Annotated in this window: 16 protein-coding genes; 6 read left to right on the forward strand and 10 right to left on the reverse strand. The window is 38.6% G+C overall.

Annotation, left to right across the window (positions count from 1 at the left end):
* Positions 1–49 precede the first annotated feature (49 nt).
* The 3 genes from A3223_RS09920 to A3223_RS06615 all read left to right on the forward strand — a co-directional run bounded on the left by A3223_RS09920 (position 50) and on the right by A3223_RS06615 (position 2,236).
* Positions 50–232 carry a hypothetical protein gene (locus tag A3223_RS09920; RefSeq protein WP_180378667.1) on the forward strand — a complete coding sequence of 61 codons (183 nt, stop codon included), beginning with the start codon at positions 50–52 and terminating at the stop codon, positions 230–232.
* A gap of 5 nt (positions 233–237) precedes the next feature.
* Complete coding sequence (locus tag A3223_RS06610) at positions 238–1,098, forward strand: AMIN domain-containing protein (protein ID WP_084109641.1); 861 nt, start codon at positions 238–240, stop codon at positions 1,096–1,098.
* A 76-nt stretch (positions 1,099–1,174) separates the two neighbouring features.
* Positions 1,175–2,236, forward strand: a complete 1,062-nt coding sequence (locus A3223_RS06615) for a tyrosine-type recombinase/integrase (RefSeq protein ID WP_084109642.1) — start codon at positions 1,175–1,177, stop codon at positions 2,234–2,236.
* 223 nt (positions 2,237–2,459) lie between these two features.
* Here A3223_RS06615 and A3223_RS06620 read toward each other — a convergent pair whose 3' ends face one another.
* The 7 genes from A3223_RS06620 to A3223_RS06650 form a co-directional block, all read right to left on the reverse strand.
* A complete protein-coding gene (locus A3223_RS06620) occupies positions 2,460–5,450 on the reverse strand; it encodes a molybdopterin dinucleotide binding domain-containing protein (protein WP_084109643.1) in 2,991 nt (996 codons plus the stop codon).
* A gap of 13 nt (positions 5,451–5,463) precedes the next feature.
* Complete coding sequence (locus A3223_RS06625; RefSeq protein ID WP_084041862.1) at positions 5,464–6,201, reverse strand: 4Fe-4S dicluster domain-containing protein; 738 nt, start codon at positions 6,199–6,201, stop codon at positions 5,464–5,466.
* A gap of 192 nt (positions 6,202–6,393) precedes the next feature.
* Positions 6,394–7,527, reverse strand: coding sequence for a glycerate kinase family protein (locus A3223_RS06630; protein WP_084109644.1), 1,134 nt, complete (start codon positions 7,525–7,527; stop codon positions 6,394–6,396).
* Entirely contained in the window at positions 7,524–8,918 is a 1,395-nt protein-coding gene (locus A3223_RS06635; protein ID WP_084109645.1) for a GntP family permease, read from the reverse strand. The genes A3223_RS06630 and A3223_RS06635 overlap by 4 nt, the downstream gene beginning before the upstream one ends.
* Positions 8,919–9,084: 166 nt before the next feature.
* The gene (locus A3223_RS06640; protein WP_257639264.1) at positions 9,085–10,053 is read right to left on the reverse strand and encodes a phospholipase A; all 969 of its coding nucleotides are present in this window, start codon (positions 10,051–10,053) and stop codon (positions 9,085–9,087) included.
* Positions 10,043–10,618, reverse strand: a complete 576-nt coding sequence (locus tag A3223_RS06645) for a molybdenum cofactor guanylyltransferase (protein ID WP_084109646.1) — start codon at positions 10,616–10,618, stop codon at positions 10,043–10,045. Before A3223_RS06645 ends, A3223_RS06640 begins: the two co-directional genes overlap by 11 nt.
* Before the next feature lie 103 nt (positions 10,619–10,721).
* A complete protein-coding gene (locus tag A3223_RS06650) occupies positions 10,722–11,210 on the reverse strand; it encodes a DUF7832 domain-containing protein (protein WP_084109647.1) in 489 nt (162 codons plus the stop codon).
* 127 nt (positions 11,211–11,337) lie between these two features.
* On the opposite strand from A3223_RS06650, the gene A3223_RS06655 reads away from it, so the two are divergent.
* The gene (locus tag A3223_RS06655) at positions 11,338–11,595 is read left to right on the forward strand and encodes a SemiSWEET family transporter (RefSeq protein WP_021091682.1); all 258 of its coding nucleotides are present in this window, start codon (positions 11,338–11,340) and stop codon (positions 11,593–11,595) included.
* Between the two features lie 65 nt (positions 11,596–11,660).
* On the opposite strand, the gene A3223_RS06660 is transcribed toward A3223_RS06655, so the two are convergent.
* The 3 genes from A3223_RS06660 to A3223_RS06670 all read right to left on the reverse strand — a co-directional run bounded on the left by A3223_RS06660 (position 11,661) and on the right by A3223_RS06670 (position 15,630).
* Positions 11,661–12,128, reverse strand: coding sequence for a hypothetical protein (locus A3223_RS06660; protein ID WP_084109648.1), 468 nt, complete (start codon positions 12,126–12,128; stop codon positions 11,661–11,663).
* 8 nt (positions 12,129–12,136) lie between these two features.
* On the reverse strand, positions 12,137–13,402 hold the full coding sequence (leuC, locus tag A3223_RS06665; RefSeq protein ID WP_084109649.1) for a 3-isopropylmalate dehydratase large subunit: 1,266 nt from the start codon (positions 13,400–13,402) through the stop codon (positions 12,137–12,139).
* A gap of 83 nt (positions 13,403–13,485) precedes the next feature.
* Entirely contained in the window at positions 13,486–15,630 is a 2,145-nt protein-coding gene (locus A3223_RS06670; protein ID WP_084109650.1) for a TonB-dependent siderophore receptor, read from the reverse strand.
* 234 nt (positions 15,631–15,864) lie between these two features.
* Here A3223_RS06670 and A3223_RS06675 point away from each other — a divergent pair, with 234 nt between their 5' ends.
* Together A3223_RS06675 and A3223_RS06680 are read left to right on the forward strand one after the other, a co-directional pair.
* Positions 15,865–17,187 carry an NFACT RNA binding domain-containing protein gene (locus tag A3223_RS06675; protein ID WP_084109651.1) on the forward strand — a complete coding sequence of 441 codons (1,323 nt, stop codon included), beginning with the start codon at positions 15,865–15,867 and terminating at the stop codon, positions 17,185–17,187.
* A 3-nt stretch (positions 17,188–17,190) separates the two neighbouring features.
* Entirely contained in the window at positions 17,191–17,535 is a 345-nt protein-coding gene (locus A3223_RS06680; RefSeq protein WP_084109652.1) for a hypothetical protein, read from the forward strand.
* The last annotated feature ends 207 nt before the right edge of the window (positions 17,536–17,742 follow it).

A 17,742-nucleotide genomic window follows, 5' to 3' on the forward strand; every position in this document is an offset into this window, starting at 1 on the left:
ATACATTAGACCGACATTACGCTACGTCATAGCCACCATTTGTGTGGCTATGTTTGCTTTTTATGTAGGCAATATGATGTTTGGCAAACGCTCACTTGATGTTATGTTAAGCCTTCAGAGCAAAAAAGAGAGGCTTAGCGAAGACGTGGAAATTTTAAAAAAAATGAACGCGCGTCTGCAAAAAGATTATTTTGAATTACAAGGCCTTGAGCCAGACTTTAATAAAAAGTAGGAATGATGAAAAAATTTTGGTTAGTTTTATCTATATTTGCAGCAAGCGTCTTTGCTAGAGAGAACCCATTTATGCCTATTAGCGAGCTAAATACAAGCGTTATGACAACAAATATCATAGAAAAATTTGATAGCTTTGATTCTCTTTCGTTTAAATTTCCAAGCGATGCGGCACTTTTACTAGATGTCACTATAAGATATAGGGCGAATGACGGTACTATAAAGGAAAAAAGGCTAGCCGATATAAATAAAACTATCGATTACAGCGATGAATTTGCTTTAAATAAGGTAAAAAATCCAGAACCAGTTGTGGCAAAAAAGCTAGATGTTTCGGTCACAATGGCAAATATGCCTAGCCAAAAAGTAAGCACTCCTGTGATAATAGAAAAAAATGAAACTAAAATTTCAAATAAAGATAGAAATAAAACTTCAGATATGCCAACTCCAAATGTTGTAGTGATCGATCTTAGCACAGATAAAGCAAAAGAAGCTACCATAAAACCTGAACAAAAGGTGGTCGAGATAAAGATTGAGCCTAGCACAAAGCCAGTTGATAGTATAAAAAATGGAAAAGATGTTAAATTTCTAGGTTTTATAAGCTTTCTAGCCAACGACAAAGAGCTAAAAATCGCTACAAAAGCTAAAAATTTAAAGCATTTTGCTTATGAGAAAAATAAGATCGTTCTTGACTTTGCAAAGCCGCCAAGAAGCTTTAAAACTAAGAGCTTAAAACTTGAAAATGAATATTTTAAAAATGTGATCATAGGCTGGCATGATAGATATTTCAGAGTGGTTTTAGAACTTGATAAGATGCATAAATATAAGCTTGAAGCCTCTGAAAATGGATATGTGCTTAAGCTTTTATAGTTGAATTTTAAAAAGAGTAGATTTTATAAAATTTCAAATATAATACTTTTCAAAATAAAAATTTAAGGTTATTGGTTTGAAATACCCGCTTGATTGTAAAGATAATTTTGAAAACTCATTTATATTTTGGCTCACTCGCTACGTCAAATTTAAACTTAGCTCACTTTCGAATAAAGAGCTTAGGGATCCAAAGGCGCTTGCAAGTGTGAATTACGCTCTAAGCCGCGAGATAAAAAATATAGACCAGCTTGATGGCTTGGTAAAAGGCGCGAGAAATGCAGGACTTACTGGCATAAATACCTACTTTAATCCACTTAAAAAAATATATGAAACAATGAAATTTTACGAGCTTAGCAGCCTAAAACAGATCGACGAAGAGCTGCTAAGCGAAATATTAGCTAGTACGACTGGTGGGCTAAGTGATGCTAGCAAGAAAAATTACCGCATCTCAGTGATAAATTTCTTTGCGTTTTTAGACAAACAAAACGAAGAGGATGGCAAGGCCCATGTTTTTGATATAAATTTAAAAAACTGGGGTGGAGTGAGTGGCAATAAAGGGCAAAAGTTACCTGAGTTTATGGGCGAAGATGAGGTCAAGAAATTTCTTGATGCGATCGAGGAGAGTGATTTTAAGCAAAACTCAAATCGAAATAAGCTCATCATCAAAACTATCATTTTTACTGGCATTCGTGTGAGCGAGGCTCTAAATTTAAAGCGAAAGGACATCACTGAAGATGGCGATCTTTTTATCATTAGGATCCGAGGCAAAGGCAACAAATACCGCATCGTTATGATAAAACGACACTTAATAGAAGCTCATCTAAACGCGATCGCAATAAACTACATCAACAAAGAGGGCTATCTTTTTATCAATAAAAAAGGCACCAGGCTTACGCAGGCTTATGTTAGCCGCATAGTTGAGCAAATTTTATTTAAAGCTGGTATCAGAAAAGAGAAAAATGGTGCTCACATGCTGCGCCACACCTTTGCAACGATGCTTTACAAAAAGCAAAAAGACCTTGTTTTGGTGCAAGAAGCTCTAGGGCATGCAAGCTTAAATACCTCAAGAATTTATACTCACTTTGATAGCGACAAGCTAAAACTTGCTGCAAAAGTGGCTGAGGATCTAGCAAACTAGAGCGCTTAAAGCCAAAGCAAACTAGCAATACTAAATTTAACTCTGCAAAATTTAAAACATTAAATTTAACTATGAAACCCTATAAATATGTGAGGAAATTTTAGCTTGCAAGCAACCTAAAAGCTTGCTCTGTATCTAAATTTACAATCCGCAAGACAAAAACTCTTACAAAAAGTGAAATTTGGCAAGCAAATTTTACTCTACTCGCCAAATTTATATCAAACTAGCCGATCTTTCTTATATTTGCAGGAAGTGCTTGTCTAGCGCAAGTACCAACCAACCAGTCATTTAAACTAAATTCGCCATTTCTTTTTGGATCAAGAAGTCCAAGCTTATTATGATTGACCCCTTTTTCTAAATTTGCGATCCCAAAAGCTGGCTTTCCATCGACGATGTGCGTTCTTATACCAAACTCATCATGACCAAATCCATGCTCGATACTAATAACTCCGCTAGCAACGCCATCCGTCACAAACGCCTCGCCAACTTGTGCTCCATAAGGAGTAGTCACTTTGACCTTATCGCCTGAGCGAATGCCCTGCTCACTTGCGATATCTGGTGCTATCCTTATGAAGTTGCTAGGATGAACAGCTCTTAGCCTTGGGCTAACAAAGGTGTAGAAGTGTTGGATATTTGACTTTCTTGAGCTTACTGTGTATTTCCACTCAGAGCGTGGGAAAAATTTCTCAAGCGGCGTGCCGTCACTTGCTACTGGTAGCATCAGACTTGGCACTCCTGGCATAAATTCGCCTGTTATTGAGTGTCTATGCCCACCAAGTGGCTCATAGTAGATAGAAGCTGGCGTAGGCGCTGGCACTTTTACGGTTGCTTTATCACCCTTATATGCGCTCTCGTAGCTACCATATCTGCCACCTTTTGCTAGTATGTGCGCCACTTTTGGCTTCTCTTCATCTTTTAGATAAGGATCGAGTTTTGTCATCACTCTTGATATCTTACTAAGCTTTTTGTCCTCGTCGCTTATATCTTTCACACCCTCGCCGTCAAAAGCCAAATTTGCTAGTGCAGCCGCATAATACTGCTCTTTTACGTCAAGGTCCATGAAATTTCCATCTTTGTCTTTGAAGGCATTTTTGCCAAAGCCTTTTAGTCCAAGCCTCTTTGCCACGGCTATATAAAATGCCTCAACGTCGATCGTGCCACCGTTTTTATCCTTTGCCTGCTTTGAGCTAACAGCCGGATAGCGCACGACTGAAGTTTTAGCGATCGTTCCCCAAAGAGAGTTTGGAAGTGCCCAGTTTTCTAAATTTACTCCGTCTGGTACGATGTAGTCAGCATAGGCGTTTGTCTCGTTCATAAAGGCGTCGATGCCAACAAAAAGTGGTAAATTTTTACTATCTTTTAGTACGTCTAAAACCGCTTTTTCAAGTCCTGCTTGGCCGTAAAGTACGTTTGTCATGTAGTTTATGAAAACTTTTACTTTGTATGGATAGCCAGCCTTGTGGCTTGTAAGCGTTTCGTTTACAAGTGGCATTGAGATAGGATACCATGGCTGAGTTGATGGATAGCCGCTGCCGCCAGCTGCCACTTTGCGTTTATACTCAGAGCTTGTTTCGTAGTATTTGCCTGATCTTGATAAATTTAGACCATTTGGTTTATAAGCGCCCTCAAAGCTCTCAAGGTCATATCTGCCTTTTAAAAACTCGTGAGTACCAGCACTTGCATTGACGTTGCCACCTTTGTAGCCGTAAGTGCCCATTAGCGTGTTTAGACAAAGGATCGCAAAAGTAGTCATACCAGCTTGCGTATGCATCATACCGCCATGCACGTTTGTGCTCACCTGTCTGCCGTTTTTAGTGAAATTTTCACAAAGCCAGATGATATCTTCAACGCTTACACCGCAAATTTTTGAGTACTCCTCTAAGCTATGCTTATAAGCTGACTCTTTTAAAAGCTGCATTGAGCTTTTTACCTCGACCTTTTTGCCGTCTATTAAAATTTTACCTTTGTAGTAGAGCTTGGCTGGTTCATTTACCTTGTAGCTTTGTATCTTGCCATCTTGCGAGCAAACCTGCCATTCATTGTTGATAAGTGCAAATTTACCATAGTCTTTGTGGTCTTTTTCGGTGATGACTAGATGCGTGGCATTACACCAGTGTATCTCGCCTGCTAGCTTTGCCTGGTCTAAATTTGGCTGGATAAGGTAGTTTGTAGCGTATTTTTCATTTTCTATGATCCAGCGTATCATAGCCATAGCTAGAGCCGAGTCGGTGCCTGGCTTTATCGCTATCCAGCGGCCTTTGTCTGAAGAGGCGTATTTTACAGCATTTGTAACGCTTGGGTCGACCACTGCGTAGCTAAAATCATCTCTAGTGCCTCTTGCATAAGAGAGCATTTTTGCCTGTTTTTGGAAAGGGTTGCCACCATTTGACGGCGAAGTGCCCCAGTAGATAACAAATTTAGAGTTTTCATAGTCTGGTTTTGTATGTGCAAAGCCCTTTGCGTTATGTGCGATCTTACCACCGACCCTAAAGCCACCACCACAAATTCCGCCGTGCGAGTAGTGATTTATAGTGCCAAATGACTTTTTGACAAAGCGATCAACGATGTCAGAGCGTCCGTCATATAGATAAAAACTTAAAAATTGATTGCGCTTAGTGCCATATTCTGGGTTTTCGCTGTCGATTAGCTCGTCGCTATATATTGCTCTTAGCCCGTCCACATGCCCCTCACCAAAGAGATCTCCGCCCTCTACGACCTCTTCTACTAGCTGCTCAAAGCTTATGCTCTTCCATTTTCCCTCACCCCTTTTACCAACTCTCTTTAGTGGCGTTAGTATCCTTGCAGGCGAGTCTATCATCTCAGGCAATATCGCTCCTCTAGCGCAAACTGTAGCTCGCTTTTCGTCTTCGCCACTTAGTGTTGTGACAAGAAGTGCGTCATTTATCGATGTGTCAAAATTTGCCCAGTGTACGTTTGAAAGTGGGTGGTATGGGTTGCCACTACATCTTAAAACTCGGTCGTTTTTGTCATCCACATGAAGCCTTATGCCACACTTCGTCGTACAGCCATGACACATCGAAAAGATAACACTATGTCCATCACTAAGTGAAATTTTGCCGTCCTTTACTCGAAATTCAGGCTCTAGCGAGTTTGACTGCGGTTTATAGTCGTCTTTTCCCCCATCTGCTAGCACAGCGCTCGTAGCTACCGTTGAGAGTACAGCTGATCTTTTTAAAAATTCTCTTCTTTGCATTACTTATTTCCTTTTACTGTGCTATCTCTTCGCTCCAGCTGATAACCTTTTTATATCCATTATCAAGCTCGAGTTTCTTATCGTTTTTAGCCAAAATTTCGCTAACGCCGTGGTAGAACACCTGCGGATTTGTATTTTTAGGGCTATCTATAACCATAGTCTCATGTGTGGCTAGAAATTTTCTAATATTTGAGTTAGGATCATTAAGATCGCCTATTATACGGCTACCACCCACACAGCTCTCTACACATGCTGGCTGAAGCCCTGCTCTTAGTCTGTGATCACAAAAGGTACATTTATCGGCCTTATAGGTATGCAGGCTAAGATATCTTGCGTGATATGGACAGGCCTCTACGCAAAGCGCACAGCCTATGCACTCTTTTGTATCAATCTTTACTATACCATTACTTCTTTGATGGCTAGCACCAGTTGGACAAACACTAATACAGGCTGGATTGTTGCAATGGTTGCAAAGTCTTGGAAGTGACGCAATGACTGCCATTTTGCCGCTTTTATCTCTTGCCTCGTACTCGGAAACAATGGTTCTAAAAGCGCCTGGCTGAACGTCGTTTTCTAACATACAGCTCATAGTACATGACTGACATCCAACACATCTTGTTAGATCTATCGCCATGCCGTAGCGAACACTACTACCGCTAAAGTCCTTTGGTGCAGCCTTTAGTGCGGTCGTAGCAAAAAATAATCCTGCAGCTGCAATGAAGCTGCGACGAGAATTTAAGGTCTGTTGCATAAAATTCTCCTTTCTTTTTAGAATTTTTTCTTATTTTAGCATAGTAAATATTTTTTCTAAAGTTTATTTTATATTTTTGCAAAATGTATTAAATTTTGAGAATTTTTGTAGCACTTAAAAGATAGAATTTGGATAGTAAAATTTAGAAAGAAGTGGAAAAAAGATAGAAAATAAACTTCTATCTTCTTAAATTTATGCTTTGTAGTTTAGCATATAAAGGCGAATGACTTGCTCCGCTGTCATCTTTAAATTTCTAATCGCGACATCTTTTCTCATCGCTTCTTCAAGACTCACTGGCTCATTTAATATACAAAAATAGGCATCAATCCCATTTTTGTGGCAATCTTTGGCACATTTTTGCACGCTTCCAGCAAATGCGATCACTGGCTTATGATACTTTTTTGCTAGTTTTGCAACCCCAGTTGGTGTCTTGCCCATTGAGCTTTGAAAGTCCATACGGCCTTCGCCAGTGATGACTAGATCAGCCTTTTTGATCTCATCTTCAAGTGCGATGGTCTGCGTGATGATCTCGATACCTGGTCGAAGTTTCGCTCCTAAAAATGCCACGAAAGCAAAGCCAAGTCCGCCAGCTGCGCCAGCACCTTTTTGTGTGTGAAATTTACTATTAGTCTTTTCCTTTACAAGAGTTGCAAAGTGTTTTAGTCCATCATCAAGCTCTTTTACCATACGGCCATTTGCACCCTTTTGAGGGGCATAAACATGGGCTGCTCCATTCATGCCATAGAGAGGATTGTCTACATCGCAGGCGATTAAAAACTCGCACTCCTTTAGCTCTTTTAAAGCATCTTCATCTGTAAACTCATAAATTTTGGCTAAATTCTCGCCTTTTCCTTCAAGTAAAGCACCATCTTTATCATAAAATTTAAAGCCAAGTGCGCTAAGCATGCCTGTACCAGCGTCATTTGTCGCACTTCCGCCGATGCCAATGATAAATTTTCTAGCGCCTTTAGCAATGGCATCTTTTATCATCTGACCAAAGCCAAATGTGCTAGTTTTTAGTGGATTTCTCTCGTCTGGGTTTATGAGTGTAAGGCCAGAAGCACTTGACATTTCAAGTATTGCAAGGTCATCTTTTAGTGCATATCTAGCTAAAATTTCAATTCCAAGTGGATTTTTAACTATCGTATCTATAAATTTTGCACCAAGTGCATCAGCCATCGCCTCTACACTACCCTCGCCACCATCTGCGATAGGCTTGACAACGACCTCGCAGCCAATCTCTTCTAGTCCTTCTTTTACAGCAAGGCCCGCTTCAAGAGAGCTAAGCGAGCCTTTTAATGAATCAATCGCAACTAAAATTCTCATAAAAGCACCAAAGATAAGATATAAACGCTAATTATACCAACGATGCCCATTATAAACGTCATAGCTGTTTGTGTGCGATATCCTTGTTCTGCGCTCATCTTGCTAAAATTTGTCACAACCCAGAAGTAGCTGTCATTTGCGTGAGATACGCACATCGCACCAGATGCTATCGCCATGACACAAAGTGCAGCTGAAATTTCACTCGTAAAGCCAAGTGTTTGCATGAGTGAGTTGTCGGCACTAAACGCACCCATGATAGACGCTGTCGTGATGATAGCCACGGTCGAGCTTCCTTGAGCGGTTTTTAGTACGGCCGAGATGATGAATGGGAAGAAAATTCCTATCGCTTTTATGGCGGTTGCGTTTTCTTTTATGAAATTTACAAAGCCAGCCTCAGTGATGACATTACCCAAAACACCGCCAGCTGCAGTGATAAAGAGTATCGGTCCAGCGATCTTTAAAGATTCGTTCGTGATGTGGTCAAATTCTCTTATCTTTCTGGCTTCTACTAATAAAAACACGCAAAAGATCACGCCGATTGCAAGAGCAATGATAGGGTTTCCTAAAAATAAAAGTATCTTTGGTAAGAGAGCCGTTTTATCAAACATGCCTTGTTTTGCTAAAACATCGACAATAGAGCCAATCGCCATAAAAATGATAGGCATGATGATAGGAGCAAGGCTCAAAAATCCGCTAGGTAGCGTGCCAAATTTCTTTAAAAGATCTTCGTAACTAGCTGTGATAGTAGCGTCAGCATCTTTGTCGCTGATAGTCACGCTTTTGCCAACACTCTTTGAAAAGAAATAAACAGCTATCAACACAGGCACTGAAACGACTGTTCCCATGATGATGACAAGGAGCAGATTTCCGCCAAGACCAAGTGTTCCTGCAGCTGCTATTGGGCCAGGAGTTGGCGGGATGAAGACGTGAGATGCGTATAGACCGCCACTAAGTGCGACTGACATCGCGACTGGACTTGCTGAAATTTTCTTATAAAGCGCTTCGCGAATAGAGTTTAAAACGACAAATCCGCTATCGCAAAATACCGGAATGCCAACAACCCAGCCCATGATGAGCATAGCAAGCTCTGGACGCTTTTGTCCAACTAGCTTAACAACCATATCAGCTAGCTTTAAAGCAGCTCCCGTTTTTTCAAGCACGGTACCGATGATCGTTCCAAAGATAATAACGATACCGATACTCTTAAATGTGCCACTAAAGCCGACACCTATCATCGCTGGGATCTTGGACAGATCGATGCCTGCGACGATCGCAAGAACCAAAGAAATACTCATAAGTGCCAAGAATGGATGCACTTTTAACTTAGAGATCATAACGATCATAAGTATGATGGCTACAACAAAACAGACAATTAGTGAGATTCCGCTCATAAAAACTCCTTTGCTCTGAGATTTTGCTTAAGATTTTAGCAAAATTTGCTTGTATTTTTTCTAATATTTTTAAGTTTTTTGATTAATTAAATTTTTTTGACATATTTGAGTAAATTTATGACTATTTGCCTAAATTTAGCCATTTTATAAGTTTAAAATTTTTAGCTTATTTTAAAATAACAAAACCAAGACCAAATTTATCAGTATGCCTATTATAATCAATCAAACTCTCGCCATATCCCGTAAAATACTGCAAATAGCCATAAACTCCGGTTGAGAAGATAGGAAACATATATGAAATTTCAGCAGCACCTTTATTTGTTTTATCAAAATGTAAGTTATTTCTTAGCATTAGGCTAAAAATGTGTTCATTAAGGTTGTAACTAAGCCTTACATCGCCGTGTCCTATGTATTTTAATATATCTTTATTATCGCCCTTATTGCCCACTACCATCCAAGCTCTTGGCGAAATGCTAAGCTTGTCAAAAACAAAATCACTTTGCACATAAGCTCTATTCCAGCTTCTTGAATTGCTACCATCTCGTCCATTTGACTCATGCAAAAGTCCAAATTTTAGATTTTTAACACCTATTTGATCCAAATATTTTGGCGAAGCAAAATTTAGAAAAATTTCTGGCTGATAGTTTGTCTCACGAAATGGCGCTGAAGTTCTTGTTATCTGCCACCAAGATGTCTGCGTGTAGGCTACCACAAGGCTCTCTCTAAATCCAAACAGGTCATAAAATAACGGCTTTGCAAGGCTTATTTGAAACTTAGTTTCAATGCTCTTTCGCTCATCGTTTGGCACATTTTTGGTATAAGTTACTGGCAAAAGGTAGTTAAATTTATAAAGCTCGATACCAAGTGCATTTTGTAAATTTTTACTACTTTTATCTTCTCTTAAAAGATCAGCTTGCTTTAGCTTTGCATCATTTGGCGCTGGCTCGCTTGCTTGCAAGTTTTGCACCGCTTCTTGCTCGTTTAAAGAGCTTTTGGCTAGCTCTTTATAAATTTGCATCGCAGCCTTTATGTCGCCACTTTGCTCCAGCTCTTGTGCTCTTTTAAAATCATCTAGCCCACTTGCCATCAAAAAACTAAGACTAAGGCTTAAAAATAATAAAATTTTACTCATCATCTATCTTCTTTTCTTGGATTTTCTTTGCCATTTCGTATTCGTCAGGGAAATTTACGTTAAAAAACTGCTCACTATCTTTAAAATTTACGACTTTGCATTTACAGCTTTTTCTCAAAAGTCCAATTTTATGCTCATTTTTTAAATAAAACTCATGAGCCAAAGTGACAAGCCTTGGGCTAAAAAAACCACAAAGCGAGTGAATGTGCTCATTATCACTGGCCACAACCATGTCAAATTCATCTTTAAATGTAGCAAGCTCCTCTAAGCTTTTAAGATCAAAAAATGGCATATCAGCTGGTATCACAAAAATACTATGATCAAAATTTTTAAGAATGGAGTAAAGTGCGAGCATTGGCGAATAGTTATTACTATTTTCATCTTTTATAAGCTTTAGTGGCGGGCTAAATTTCTCAAATTTTGAGCTCACATAAACTTCGCCAAAAACTTTGCTAAATTTCGCAACCTCATAATGAGTAAGCGTCTTAAAACCACCAAATGGCAAAAGTGTCTTATCTTGTCCCATACGCGAGCTTTTGCCACCTGCTAAAATCACGCAAGTTTGCATCTTTTCCCTTAAGAAAGTTATGAGCTAAATTTAGCTAAAAGCGGCTTTGATCTACCAAAAATATGTTATAAAAACTTATTTTTGTTTATCATACTTGTAAAATTTAAGCCTGCCTTGCCCTTTTCATTGTTAAAAATTCCTCATAGCGACGATCAATGATAGCTTTGATCAAGGCATAGTTTTCTTGTGAATTTTCTATATAAAAATAGGCGTTATCAAAGTATTTTTCACCAAATTTTTTCGAAACAAAATCCGTATAATCCTGCAAATACCAACCATACATTTTGGCAAATTTTGTCCGATCAGTCGTATAGTAAGCTTTTGCAAAGACTTTACCAGCAGTATTTAGCTCCGCACTTCCAAGTACGCCGTCCATAGCGTCAAAAAGATACTGACGATAGTTAAAATTTTCGTCCATCTGTGCTATATCGTCCGCAAAATCTGCCGCAAATTCCTTTGAGTAAAATTTGTGTTCCATGCACCAGCGAAAGAAAAATGCAATGTGTGTCGCACCGTTTTCATGCGGTATATCAGTCGGCGCATCTTTCGCACCCCAATGCCATTTTGCTTTGTCATATATTATATCTGGCATTTTTATCCTTTTAAAATGCTCAATTTTACTAAAACCATCTTAATCGCAGTAAAAATCATAGCTATTTTATCCATTTGCTTGCTACGATTAGAAAAGATATAATGGCGCTTTTATTTAAGGAGAAGCAATGAGCGAAAAAAATCTACAAATTTTAGGCTGGATCGGCACATGCCTATCAGTTGTTATGTACTTTTCATACATCCCACAAATAATGGGCAACCTTGACGGCAACAAGACGCCTTTTATACAGCCACTGGCAGCCGCACTAAACTGCACAATCTGGACAAGTTACGGTCTATTAAAAGCTAAAAAAGACTATCCACTTTCTGCTGCAAACTTCCCAGGCATAATCTTTGGTCTTTTGGCTACGATAACAGCGTTTTAATGCGCTGATTTAGTTGTTGTGGGGATTTTATATAAAACATTATTTGCTTCGTCGCAACAACTAATTTATAATGTTTGCGCTATTTTGGCTAACTTTTCTTTAATTATATTGCCTTTTGAGCTTAGCGAAAAGATCATTTGCACTAGCTCCTCAGTTGTTGCCTCTATTCTTTTGTCATCACTATCTAAAGTTCTGAATTTGTTTAGGATAAGCGGACCGAATTCTTGATATGTGGACATAAAATCCTTATAGTCCTCTTGCAGTTCTGGTGCGTAAAAACTGATAAGCGAGTGTAATTTACCAATTTCAAATTTTGGATTTTCTATATTTAAATTTGGATTTATTAATAAAGCTACTTTGTAATGTATTCCCCCTAAAATATCCCCTACTATAATAAACGCTTCCTCTAGCTTTTGTCGCCTGAGTTTATTTTTCTCTTTTTTCGTGTTTAGATTAGCGTACACCCATTGCGCACACATTGTTAGGACTGCACCAAGTACAATTTTCAATAAGTCAGATATCAAACTATCCATATTATTTTTTATAAGTCCCTTGGATCGGCGATTTTACCTGCTATGGCTGAAGCCGCTACAACTGCTGAGTTAGCCAGATAAATTTCACTCGTTCTATCACCCATACGTCCTACGAAATTTCTATTTGTCGTCGATATGCAGCGCTCATTTGCGCCCAAAATGCCCATATATCCGCCAAGACAAGCTCCACATGTTGGGTTACTCACAACTGCTCCTGCTTCGATGAAAATGTCAATTAAGCCCTCTTTCTCAGCAGCCCTTGCGATCTTTTGTGTCGCTGGAGTGATGATGAGCCTTGTCTTGCGAGCTACTTTTTTGCCTTTTAAAATTTGTGCTGCAATGCGAAGGTCGCTTAGGCGGCCATTTGTGCATGAACCGATAAATGCTTGATCAATGGCTAAATCGTCACGAACCGCTTGTCTTACGCTCTTGCCGTTACTTGGCAAAAATGGATATGCGATGACTGGATCAAGATTGGTCACATCGATCTCTAAAATTTTGTCGTATTTTGCACCCTCGTCTGAGTAGAAAAATTTTGGTTTATCGCGTAAATTTTTATCTTTTAAAAACTCTTTTGTGATCTCATCAACCGCGATGATACCGCTCTTTGCACCAGCTTCAATCGCCATGTTGCACATTGAAAATCTATCATCCATACTAAGGCCCTCTATCACCTCACCGCTAAACTCAAGCGCCTTGTAAAGTGCGCCATCAACGCCTATTTGGCGTATGATCTCAAGGATGAGGTCTTTGCCGTAGACGTGTTTATCAAGCTTGCCTTTAAACACAACCTTGATGCTCTCAGGCACTTTAAACCAGTTTTTGCCAGTGATCATCGCATAGGCTAGGTCGGTGCTTCCCATGCCAGTGCTAAATGCCCCAAGAGCGCCGTGCGTACAGGTGTGGCTGTCTGCGCCGATGATGACGTCGCCTGGGATGACTAGCCCTTTTTCAGGCAAAAGTGCGTGCTCGATGCCCATATCCTTTTCGTCAAAATAGTTTTTAAGGTCGTGTTTATAGGCAAATTCGCGTGAAATTTTAGCTTGATTTGCGCTTAGGATGTCCTTTGTCGGGATGTAGTGGTCCATCACGATAGCAAAGCCGTCTGGGTTAGCTAGCTTTTTAGCGCCACTTCGCTCAAACTGCTTGATCGAGATAGGCGTCGTGATGTCGTTGCCTATGATCATATCGATTTTGCTTTCGATGATCTCTCCTGCACCTACCTCTTTGCCAACGTGATCTGAAAATATTTTCTCGGTGATAGTTTGTTTCATAAATTTCCTTTAAATTTTGAGGCGATTTTAACGAAAATTGCTAAATTTAAAGAAAATTTACTAAGCCAAAAGGCCTAGTAAATTTAGAATTTAACGCTAGCTGTTAGCATAAACTGACGAGCATAGCCTGGGGTAATAGGAAGCACTGAAGAGTCAGTTCCAGATGATGCTGTTACGTAGTAAAGTTTATCGGTTAGGTTTTTCACATTAAATGCAAAATTTGTCTCATAGCCTGAAATTTTAGTCGTATAGCTAACAAAAGCATCGTAAGTAATAGCATGTGGTAATTTATAAAAGTTTCCATAAGCTGCTGAGTTTTTTTGTTGATTGTAAGTATACCAAGAGCCAAAATACCTGGCGCCACCACCTATTCTTAGACCTTTTACGCCAAGATGAGTAAAATCATAATTAGCAAATAAACTCGCTTGATGCTTTGGAGTAGCCTCAAGCGGCTTACCCACCTTCCAAGCCATATTTCTATCTTCTTTTAGTTTAGTTTTGGTGTAGGTATAGCTTGAACTTACACTAAGCCCATCTGTAATACGTCCATTAAAATCAAACTCTACTCCTCTAGAATTTGCTTTACCACTCGTATATGATATATTGTTTACATTGTTTATAATATTTTTCTTATCGATATTAAATAAAGCTGCCATTGCGGTTATGCTATTGTTTTGAAATTTTGTTCCAAACTCGATAGATTTTCCCTCTTCTGGCTCTAATGAGACAGCACCTTTGCTGCCGATAGAAGTTTGTGGCTTAAAGCTTTGAGAATGGCTAGTATAAACTGACCACTCAGGAGTTAGTAGATATAAAAGTCCGACATTATAAAGCAGCTTGCCACCACTTTTATCTATACTTTTAGTAAAAGGCAAAGGTCTGGCAATATATCTGTTTTGATCGCCTACTATTTGGTTATAGTATTCATACCTTAGTCCCGCTACAAATATTAAGCTATCAGTTAAATTTATACTATCTTGTGCGTAAGTACCGATCGTTTTTAGTTTGTGGTATTGCGTCTTTTTGCTAGCACCTCTACTTTTGATGTCATCTGCAGTAACTCTACCATAAATAGGCGAGTAGATATTTATATTATTTCTAGCATCATTTGCTTCGATCTGACGAGCTTCTGGACGTTGTCTTAGATACTCTTTAGCATCTACTCCAAATAAAAGATTATGAGTTATGCTTCCAGTTTCTACTATACCGTTTAATGTAAGTGATCCAGCATGGGTCTTATGCTCAAAATCTTCATACCACTCCATACGTCTTTTTGCGATTCCACTAGCCAAATTTATATTCATAATGCGAGCTTGTCCGTATTCATGTAGTGAGCGTGAAAATGCATAAGCTCCCTTTAATAGCCAATTCTCGCCAAAATTTTTCTCAAAACTTAGATCAAAAGTATCTACTTTGCCGTCTATCTCGTTAAATGGCTCATCTAATCTGACTTTTTTATCTATGTCTAAAATTTGTCCTGATTCTAGCATATACATGCCACGATCTGCGGGGTCGGTGTATTTTGTATGGGAGTAGGCAGCATCAATACGATAGTCGTCACCTTTATAACTTATACTTGGAGCGATGAGTAAATTTTTATATTCGCCATACTCTCTCCAATAATCCTTACCCGACCAATCAAATATAAATCTATATGCAAAACCGCTCTCACCCAAAGCTCCAGTTGAATCAAAGCCAAAATCTCTATACTTTTTGTTACCGGTGCCAAGCCAAATTTCATTGCTATTTTCATAAAGCGGTTTTTTAGTTACTAGATTTATGATACCGCCGGCATCTTGAACGCCGTAAAGCAAGCTTGCTGGGCCCTTTAACACCTCGACGCTTTGTACAGTTGCATTAAAGTTGTGCGTCACACCAGCTGATACACCATTACGCATTATAGAGCCGTCACGTCCGCCACCAAAGCCACGCTTTAAAGCCGCATCAAAATTTCCTGAAGTTGTATTCGCATAGCTAACACCACTTACGTTTTGAAGCGATTCCATTAAATTTTCTGGCTTTTTATCCTTTAGCTGCTGCTGGGTTACGACGTTTACTGTCTGTGGTATCTCAAGAATTGGCGTATTTGTCTTGCCCACCTCACTCGTTGTGGCTCTGTAACCATCGTCTGCGCTATCTTCAATGCTGATCCCATCTAAACTTACATCAGTAGCATTTAAAGCAGAAATAGCAAAACAAAGCACCGCACTAATGCGAAATTTATTCATTTATCATCCCTTAAAAAATTTTTAATATTATAAAAATAGTTATCATTATATAAAAATATATTTTAAATTTTTATGAAAAAAATTTACGAAAAATTTATATTTTAATAACATTACAAATAAAATATTTGTAAAAATTAAACATGGATCAAAAAACAGATTTTTACTATTCTTGTCATAGCTAGCGATAAAGCTTTTATTAAAACATTTTTGCAACATTTCTGATATAATCCCCACATGAAGTACGCACATTTAGTTCAAATAGCAAGTTATTTATCAAATTTTACAAAGATAAACCAAGCAAAACGCATTAATGATATGGCTATTTTGATCGAATTTAATGGCGAGAAGATTATCTTTGATCTAAACAAATCAAACTCCTCTATCTACAAAGATGACGAGCTAAAAGAAGCAAAAATTTATCAAGCACCTTTTGATAATGTGCTAAAAAAGCGCTTTAACGCCTCGCATATAAAAAACGTTGAGTACTTAAAAGATAATAGAATTTTAAAATTTATCTGCACGCAAAGTGGCTCATATAAAAGTGAAAATTTTATTCTCTATCTTGAATTTACAGGTCGCTTTACAAATGCTGTGATAACTGATGAAAACAACGTAATAATCGAAGCGTTAAGACATATTGATAATAGCTACCGAAAGATAGAAACTGGCGAAGTTTTAAGAGAGCTTCCAGCTATCACTATCAAGGAAAAACCGTGCGAGCCCATAACTGACTTTGAGGTGTTTTTTAAGAGCGAAGCGACTAGAGTAAATGAATCAAGGATAGCTAGTTTAAAAGAGGCGAAGCTTGCAAGCGTACAAAAAAAGATAGATAATATGAGCGAAATTTTAAACTCACTTGAAGACAAAGATGAGCTAATGAGAAAGAGTGAGGAATCTGCGAATTTAGGATCGCTTTTGCTTGCAAATTTGGGAAATTTTAAGGGCTATGAGAGAGAAATTTGCCTGAAAGATTTTGATGGCAACGAGATAAAATTAACCCTTAGCGATACACCAAAAAATAGTGCAAATGAATTTTACACAAGATCAAAAAAGTTTCGAGCAAAGGCCCTTGGCGTGGAGATAGAAAAGAGAAATTTAAGCGAAAAGATTGAGTTTTTTGAAGGATTAAAATCCCTCTTAAAAGAAGCGAATAGTCTTTATGAGCTTGAAATTTTAAGCCCAAAAAACAAGGCAAAACAAAAAGAACGTCATGTAAAAGATGTGAGTGAAAATGCTGAAATTTTTTACGTTAGAGAGTTTAAGATTTTAGTTGGTAGAAACGAAAAAGGCAATATAAATTTGCTTGACCTTGCCAAAAAAGACGATATATGGTTACATCTAAAGGATACCCCAAGCGCTCATGTCATTATTAAAACAAACAAGAGCAAGGTACCCGAAGATGTGCTAAAAATGGCAGCTAAATTCTGCGTAGAATTTAGCGTAAAAGGAGCTGGCAGATACGAGGTGGACTACACCAAACGCGAAAATTTAAAACGTGAAAACGGTGCAAATGTCACTTATACGAACTATAAAACTATCATCATAAATAAAGGCTAAAAAATGGCTGTAACACCTTTAGGAAATAGTAACTTTATAAATCAAAACGCACCAGTAGTGTCGCAAGTGCATGCAAATCAACAAGCTAGATTTGATATGCAGTCTTTGATGACAGCTGAGCTTGCCTCGCAACAAAGTGAAGAGATCAAAGAGGTGCGTCCGATGGAAGAGTCTTATAAAATAGACCCTGAAAAGGAACATGAACGCCAAAAAAATGAAGAAGAGGCAAGTGAGTTTGAGAGTGAAAAACAAAATTCAAGAGATAGTGACGAAGAAAATTTGGACGATATAGCAGATAATGAGGAAATAGTACCTAGCGAACATCACATGCTTGACATAACTATTTGATGCCTAAACACCCCAGCCCCACAAACACCACGTCTCAAGTCAGTGATACTCCCCAACACCTAACCCTCCTTCAAATTTTTAACGCAGTAAATGATAAAGAAAAACTTTTCAAGATCCACTCTGACTCACCTAAAGCCTGCCCGCTTGGCGGCAAGATCGAAGGCCTCTTAACCAACCACTTCCTAAAAGCACAAGAAGCTTTAGAGG

The organism is Campylobacter concisus (genome assembly GCF_002092855.1).
In the GTDB taxonomy this organism is placed as follows: Bacteria; Campylobacterota; Campylobacteria; order Campylobacterales; family Campylobacteraceae; genus Campylobacter_A; species Campylobacter_A concisus_AI.